Genomic DNA, 7,056 nt, shown 5'->3' on the forward strand with positions numbered 1-7,056 from the left:
CGGCCGGCCAGGGCTGGCCCTCCACGGGTGGATCCAGCGTGACTTGCGCCACGCCGCTGCTTTGCAGCTCCTGCGCCAGCAGCGCAAAGGTGCGGTCGAAGGTACGCTGCACCAGGCTGCCCACGCGCCAGTGCACGCGCACTCGCGGCACGCCGAGCCGGTCGCGGTGTTCGGAMAGCGTCACCCGGCTGTCCGGATCGGGATCGGCCTCCACGATAGCCTGCATCTTGACGTCGGTGATCAGCGAGCGCGGCTGCATCAGCCGGGTCAGCCCGAAGCCCACGGTGTCGACCGGATGCGCGGCCATGGTCAGCAGGTCCCGGGTGAGGCTGTGGCCTGGCTGGTCCTTCTTCAACAGTGCCTGCTTGGTGCGGAACAGCGCCTCCGCGCCCTTGCTGCCTTCGCCGTAGAACATCGAGAAGAACCACACCCGCGCATTGAGCAGGCCTTCGCGCTCCAGCACCGCGGGCTTGAGCGCGAACTGCGAAGACACGTAGGTGCCGTTGGCACTCACCGCGGCGTTCTGGTAGTGGTACTTGATGTCGTAGAGCTTGTTGCGCGCCCATCCCTTGTTGAAGCGGACACTGCCGGACATCAGCCGCGGATGGTCCATGAAATAGCGGCCCACCAGATCCGCGCCGTTGCCCAGGCCGGCAGGCTGCACCTTGTTCGATGCCAGCAGCAGGCGCGCGTTTTCGATGCCGCCCGTGGCCAGCACGAACAAGCGCGCCGCCACCTYGACGTGCCGCCCGCTGAGCGTGRCGACCGAGACCTCCGTCACCGCCGTGGCATCGGCATTGGTGCCGATATCGACCACGTTGGCATAGAGATACACCTTGACGCGATGCGACTGTTCCAGTGGCTCGCGGTACAGCTTGCCAAAGCGGGCCGGTGGGCTGAACTGCGAGATCGTGTCGCGGACATGCTCGCCGATCAGCGGCAGGCGCCGCACGTCCGGACGGCGGATGGCGGCCTCCCAGTATGCGGGATCGAAGTTGTTGGGCCCGAGCTTGAGCAGCGCATGGGTGCGTTCGTAGTATGGGGTGAGCTCATCGAGCCCGAACGGCCAGCCGCTGTGCGCCACCCAGCTGCGCTTTTCCAGGTCCCACGGGTCCAGCGGGCGGCACCAGCCACCCCAGCAATTGCTGCTGCCGCCGAGAAAGCGGCTGCGGCTGCCATCGGCGAAGGTGTAGGGCAGCCCGATGTTCTCGCCGCGATAGAGGTCGCGCGTGTCGTCGTCGGCCTTGTAGCCGCCGCTCTCCAGCAAGCAGGCATCGATGCCCAGCCGCTGCATCTCCAGCGCCAGCGTGATGCCAGCCACCCCGGCGCCAATGATGCAGACGGTGGCATGCACCACGGTGTCCTCTTCGAGCTTTCTGGTGTCGATGAACATCTACTGCTCCCCCTGTTGGCCGGCTTCAGAATGGATTGCCACTACCCTTCCCGCTTCCATCTTCGTACGGCGCCCTCGCTCGCGTGCGCCAACATTGCGCTAACCGCGGCCAAGCGCGTGCGCTGCCGGACCCATGCCGCATCCCGTATCAGGCATCCCGGCCCAGCCACTCGGGCTCCATCACGGCCTGCGCCGGCTCGCCGGACTGCAGCACGCGCAGCAGGTCGCGAGCCATGCTTTCCACGGTGAAGCGCCGGTTGAACGTGGCCTTGGCGCAGGCGCGCATCTGCACGCGCTGGGCGTCGTCCATGGAGAGCCAGCGGCGCAGCAGCGCCTCGCATCCTTCGACGGTGTCGGGCGCGGCAAGGCCCGCGCCGTCGCGCTCGATCTCGCGCCAGATGTTGACCTTGTCGGAGATCAGCGCGGGCACGGCGCAACCCAGCGCCTCGGCCACCGCGATGCCGAAATTCTCCTGGTGCGAGGGCAGCGCGAACACATCGCTGGCGTAGAACGCACCCCACTTCATCTCTGCGCGCAGCATGCCGGGCCAGCTCACGCGTGCGTCGATGCCACGCGCCGCGGCCTGCGATTGCAGCCGCGGCACCCATCCAGCGCTATCGGGGCCCGCGATCACGAGGTGCGCCTGCGGGTCCAGCGCCGCCACGCGGGCAAAGGCGTCGATCAGCAGGTCGCAGCCTTTCTTCTCGTGCACGCGGCCAAGAAACAAGACGATGCGCTTGCCGCGCAGCTCGGGGTATGCCGCCAGGAAGCGCTCGCGCAACGCCACGCCGTCGGCGTCGTGCTCCGKGGGCGGCGGCTGCGTGCCAAGGCTCACGACCGATTCCCTGGCGCGGTACAGCCAGAAGGACTGGCCGGCCAGGCGCCGCTCTTCCTCGGCGGTAAACAACACGGCTCGCGCGTCGCGCAGTACGCGGTACTCGGCCCACGGCCAGTAGAGCCACTTCTTCAGGTGCTTGCGCGGGTAGGCGCGCTTGAACCAGGGATCGAGCATGCCGTGCGGGTAGACGTAGTACGGCACCTGCAGCTTGCGCAGTGCGCGCCATGCGCCAAAGCCATGGTATTGCCACAGGCCGTTGATGATGACCGCATCGAACTCCTGCGCATGCTCGCGCAGCCAGGGCACCAGGCGCGGCGAGTAGTGGTAGTAGCCGCGCGCGGGGCCCAGCACATGCAAAGRCAAGGGGAAATCGGCCAGGTAGGGGGCATCCGGCGGATCGAGTGACAGCACCTCCACACGATGGCCCTGCGCGACAAGCTGGGCGCTGCCCTGGCGCACGCATTCCACCGGTCCGCCCAGCCTGGGATCGATCGATGAAAGCAGGTGAAGGATGTTCATCGGTCGACTCCTTGCGGGGCAAATCGCAGACGCTTGGGCGCGCGCTCTGGCTGGTCATCGCTGGCCGCGCTGGCAGCCGGCGCATGGGCTATTGTTCTCAGCATCGACGCATAGGGCCCGGGCCCGAGCGCGGGCGCCCCCGCCAGCGGGGCTCGTCTGGGCCTTCGCTGTCTTGCCTGTTGCGCCTGCCGCGCGCGTTCGGCCGCCGCCGCGCCCTGCGCGGCGAGCCTAGCGGCCGTCGAGCGCGCCAGCTGCGCATGCGTGGCCACCAGCAAGCCCAGCGCCACGCCGTACACCACGCCGGAGAAGCGCGGGCCCAGCGGATTGCCGCCGATCGACGTGGCCGGCAGCGCCGCCAGCACCAGCAAGGCGCGGCCCATCACGGCCAGGTTGGGCGCGTTCGGCGCCACGCGCCGCCAGTGGCGATAGGCCATGCTGCCTCGATAGAGCGAGAACAGCACGATGGCGGGAAACGCAATGCCAAACAGCAAGCCGCCCGCGAACAACTGGTAGACCCAAAAGTTATGTCCCGCCGTCCATTCGTTGATGGCGTAGAACTCTTTCTCGCTCATCTGCCCGGAGAGCGCCTTCAGGTAAGCGGGCGAGTAGCGATAGAAATGCCCGTAGCCTTTGCCGACCACGAGCGAGGTCGCGTTCGAGGTGACCTGGTCATACTGGTCCTTCAGCTCGGCGAGCMGGGTGGCGGTCGTCGGGTCGATGCCGGATGCGGTAGCCTTGCCCGCCGCAATCCGCTGGGTCCAGTGCGCGGCGACGCTCGGGAACAGCGCCGAGCCGATCAACGCGGTGCCGCCTACCAGCACCGTGGTGATGACGACCGCGCGCAGCACCGCCTTGAGCAGATGGCGCAGCGACGCCGCGCTCAACCACGTGGCAAAGCAGAACAGCAACGCCGTGCCGACCAGCAAGCTGCGCGTGACGCTGAGCATCTCGATGGTCACGGTGCCGATGAACAGCAGCACGGTGAACCTGGTCACGCGCCTGGCAATGACGAACTCGTGCAGCAGCACGCCCTGCGTCGCCAGGAAAACCACCGAGACAATGCGGAACCGCACCGTCTCCAGCCCGCCCCCCACCGCCATGCCGTAGGCAAAGCTGAACAGCAGCGACGTCACCATGGCGGCGAACATCGCCGACTCGATCTGCGTCAGGCGCTCTTGCGGCCACGGATGGCGCGCGGCCAGGTAGCCGATCAGGAACAGCATGAACGGCAACAGCACGCGCAGGTAATTGCCGACATCGTTGCCCTGGACCAACTGCGGGACGATGCTGCCCGGCACGGTCAGCAGCAATGCGGCCATGACCACCGAGCTCAGCCGGGTGCGCGTGACAAAGCGCGGCGCGATCAAGGCCAGGGCAATGCCCGCTGCGATCACCGGCAGGGTCAGCAGGATCTGCGTCAGGCGGCTGCCGTTTTCATCGACACTTTTGAAATCCACTGCCAGCGGGCATAGCATCAGCCATATCCAGATGGTCGCGAAGCGGTTGCGCATGGCAGGCCCTCCTTCATCCGTTGGCGGCTTGCACTGGTACGGCCGGTGCCTGGGCCGCGGATGCGGRCGGCACTGTCGACGGCACCGCAGGCGGCACCACAGGCGACACTACGCGCGGGCGCGCCAGCCGGCGCCGCAACTGCCGGCGCATCGGCTCCTCGACATAGCGGTAGATGGCCAGGCTCAGCAAGATGGCCAGCGCCACCGCCAGCCAGCCTGCCTGCTGGCGCCAGCCGGCCAGGTAAGCCAGGCGCGCCAGCGGTACGTGAATCAGGTAGAGCGCGAAGCTGGCTTCGCCAAGCGACACCAGCCAGCGCCGGTGCAGCACGCCTGCCACCGGCCGCTCCAGCAAGGCAAGGCCAAGGATCAGCGCGCCAAAGAACGGCGCCTGCAGGTAGAAGGCGGGACTGAGCGGGCGCAGCACCGCCAGCGTGCCGACCGCGCAAACCGCCACCGCCACCAAGCCCATGCCCAGCGTGTGCCAGCTGCCGCCGGCGCCACGCAGCCGCGCGTAGGCAATGCCCGCGCAGACACCGAGCACGAACTCGAACAGGTGGGTCAGCGGAAACTGCGCCACCAGGAAGCCATGCCGGGACGGCGGCAGCACCGCCAGCAGCAGCGCGATCCAGGCACCTTGCAACAGCCACAGCGCCAGGCACAGCAGCGCGAGCGCGCCGCTGCCACGCTTTTCCAGCCGGCGTAGCAGCAACGGAAACAAGGCGTAGAAGAAGGCCTCGCAGGAGATGCTCCAGGCCGGTCCGTTCCAGGGCTGGTTGAGCGCCGAGAACGGCAGCCACGCGGTCAGCGCCAGCAACTGGGCCACGAGGCTCGCCGCCAGCATGGCCAAGTACGACCCCTTGAGCCCATACCACTCGCGCAACAGCTCGCCGTCGCCCGTATGCAAGAGCCACACCGTYACCGGCAGCGATAACAGCAGCGACAGCACCAGCACCGGGTAGATCCGGGCGAAGCGCGCCGCGTAGAACGCGGCAGCGCCGCCTGGCAGGCCGATCTTGCCCCGGTAGGTGAAGGTCAGCACAAAGCCGGACAGCACGAAGAACAGCGAGACAGCCGGGCGGCCGCCGTCCGCCAGCTGCAGGAACCACGCCGGGCCGTTGAGCACGCCGATCTCGGTGAAGTGGCAGAGCACGACGGTCAGGGCCGCCAGGAAGCGGATGCTGGTGAGCGCGGGCAATGTTCCCACGGCATGGCTTGTCGTCGCCGTGCCGTAAGGCTGCGCTGCCACGCGGCTTTGTGCTGGCGCCGCTCCTGGTTGTGTCGCTGACATGCCTCACCTCCCCTGTCCTTGTCTTTGCGCCAGGTTCTGCGCCCGCATTCTTGTTGTTGCGAACGCGATGCCCGGCCTACGCCACCTGCTCCGCCCATTGCCCATCGCGCCCATCGCGCCTGCTCCACCTATTCCGCCTTCTCCGGCTGCAACACGTTGGCCGGCAGTTCCTCCGCCACGCGGGGCTCGCCCGCCGCGGGCCGGGCCGCGCCTTCGCCGCACAAGGCGCGCAGCCTGGCGTCGAAGCGGGACAGCACGGCGGCGGCGGACAGCGTGGCCTCGGCGTAGCCGCGCGCCGCGGCCCCCAGCTCCGCACGCAGCGCGGGCGATGCCGCGAGCCGCTTGATGGCGCCCGCCAGTGCCTCGACGTCGTCCGGGGGCACCGCAACCCCGCGCGGCGATACCGCCGCGAACAGCTCGGTCCCCGGCAGCGCCATGGCGACGATGGCGCGGCCGCTGGCAAACATGCCGGTCAGCTTGGAGGGCATGACCAGGTCGGCCGCATCGCCGCGCTGGGGCAGCACATGGATGTCCGCCAGGTTCAACAGCTCGTTAAGCCGGTCGACGGGCTGCAGCGGCAGGAAGCGGCAGTTGTCCAGCCCGGCGCAGTGGGTTTCCAGCATGGCCCGGGCCGGGCCGTTGCCGCAGAAGACAAAGGTGATGCCGGCATTGCCGGCCAGTGCGGCAACCGCGCACACCAGGATGTCCAGTCCTTGCTTCTCGCCCATGTTGCCCGCATAGAGCACCACCTTCTGGTCCGGCGGGATKCCGAGCTCCTCGCGATAGGTGCTGGGCCGCTCCAGCGGGTAGATGGCGGTGGTGTCCACCCAGTTGGGCAGGCGGAACACGCGCGTGCTGGCCACGCCCTTGCGCACCGCATGCTCGGCCATCTTCTCCGAGATGGTGGACACCACGTCGAAGCCACGCATCAGCAGGCGCTCCGTGGCAAGCGCCGCGCGCCGCAGCCTTGCGCCTTTGAGCATGCCCAGCTCAAAGGCAGCGTCGACTTCATAGTCCTGCACGTGCAGCCAGGTCCTGGCGCCGGCCAGGCGCGCCACCACCCATGTGGCGGGCACGCTCATCAGGTTGGGCGCGATCGCCATCACGGCGTGCGGGCGCCATAGCACCTGCCTGAACAAGGACGGCAGCACGCCAAGCGCGAAGCTGGCGAGGTGCAGCACGCGCGTGGCGCCGGTCGGGCGCGCGGGCACCCATAACGGCGCGCGATGCACCTGGACGCCGCCGCGCAGCTCGCGGGTGTAGCGCCAGGCCGAATATCCATCGCCCACGCGCCAGCCCGGGTAGTAGGGCGGCGCGCAGACCACGCGTACCTCATGCCCGCTGGCGGCCAGCGCTTCGGCCATCTCGGCGGTGTATTTGCCGATGCCGGTCAGCTCCGGCGCATAGTTCTGTCCGCAGATCAGGATTCTCACGGGACTCTCCATTTGGTTCTGCGTGTGTCACTCCGACAGCGTGACGCCTTCCTCCCGGCCAGCCGGCCGGGGAG

At 68.4% G+C, this 7,056-nt stretch carries 5 protein-coding genes; all 5 read right to left on the reverse strand.

The genetic code is table 11. The features are described from left to right. A partial coding sequence (locus AC1DS3_RS32365) for an FAD-dependent oxidoreductase (RefSeq protein ID WP_477128759.1) occupies nucleotides 1-1,393 on the reverse strand: 1,393 nt, incomplete at its 3' end. Between the two features lie 148 nt (nucleotides 1,394-1,541). After that, complete coding sequence (locus AC1DS3_RS32370) at nucleotides 1,542-2,750, reverse strand: glycosyltransferase (protein ID WP_477128760.1); 1,209 nt, start codon at nucleotides 2,748-2,750, stop codon at nucleotides 1,542-1,544. Continuing rightward, nucleotides 2,747-4,261, reverse strand: a complete 1,515-nt coding sequence (locus AC1DS3_RS32375; protein WP_477128761.1) for a hypothetical protein — start codon at nucleotides 4,259-4,261, stop codon at nucleotides 2,747-2,749. Before AC1DS3_RS32375 ends, AC1DS3_RS32370 begins: the two co-directional genes overlap by 4 nt. Before the next feature lie 13 nt (nucleotides 4,262-4,274). Further along, entirely contained in the window at nucleotides 4,275-5,549 is a 1,275-nt protein-coding gene (locus tag AC1DS3_RS32380; protein WP_477128762.1) for an acyltransferase family protein, read from the reverse strand. Nucleotides 5,550-5,677: 128 nt separating this feature from the next. Further along, nucleotides 5,678-6,982, reverse strand: a complete 1,305-nt coding sequence (locus AC1DS3_RS32385; protein ID WP_441634204.1) for a glycosyltransferase WbuB — start codon at nucleotides 6,980-6,982, stop codon at nucleotides 5,678-5,680. Nucleotides 6,983-7,056 lie beyond the last annotated feature (74 nt).

This window comes from Cupriavidus sp. 01L46 (assembly GCF_056399905.1).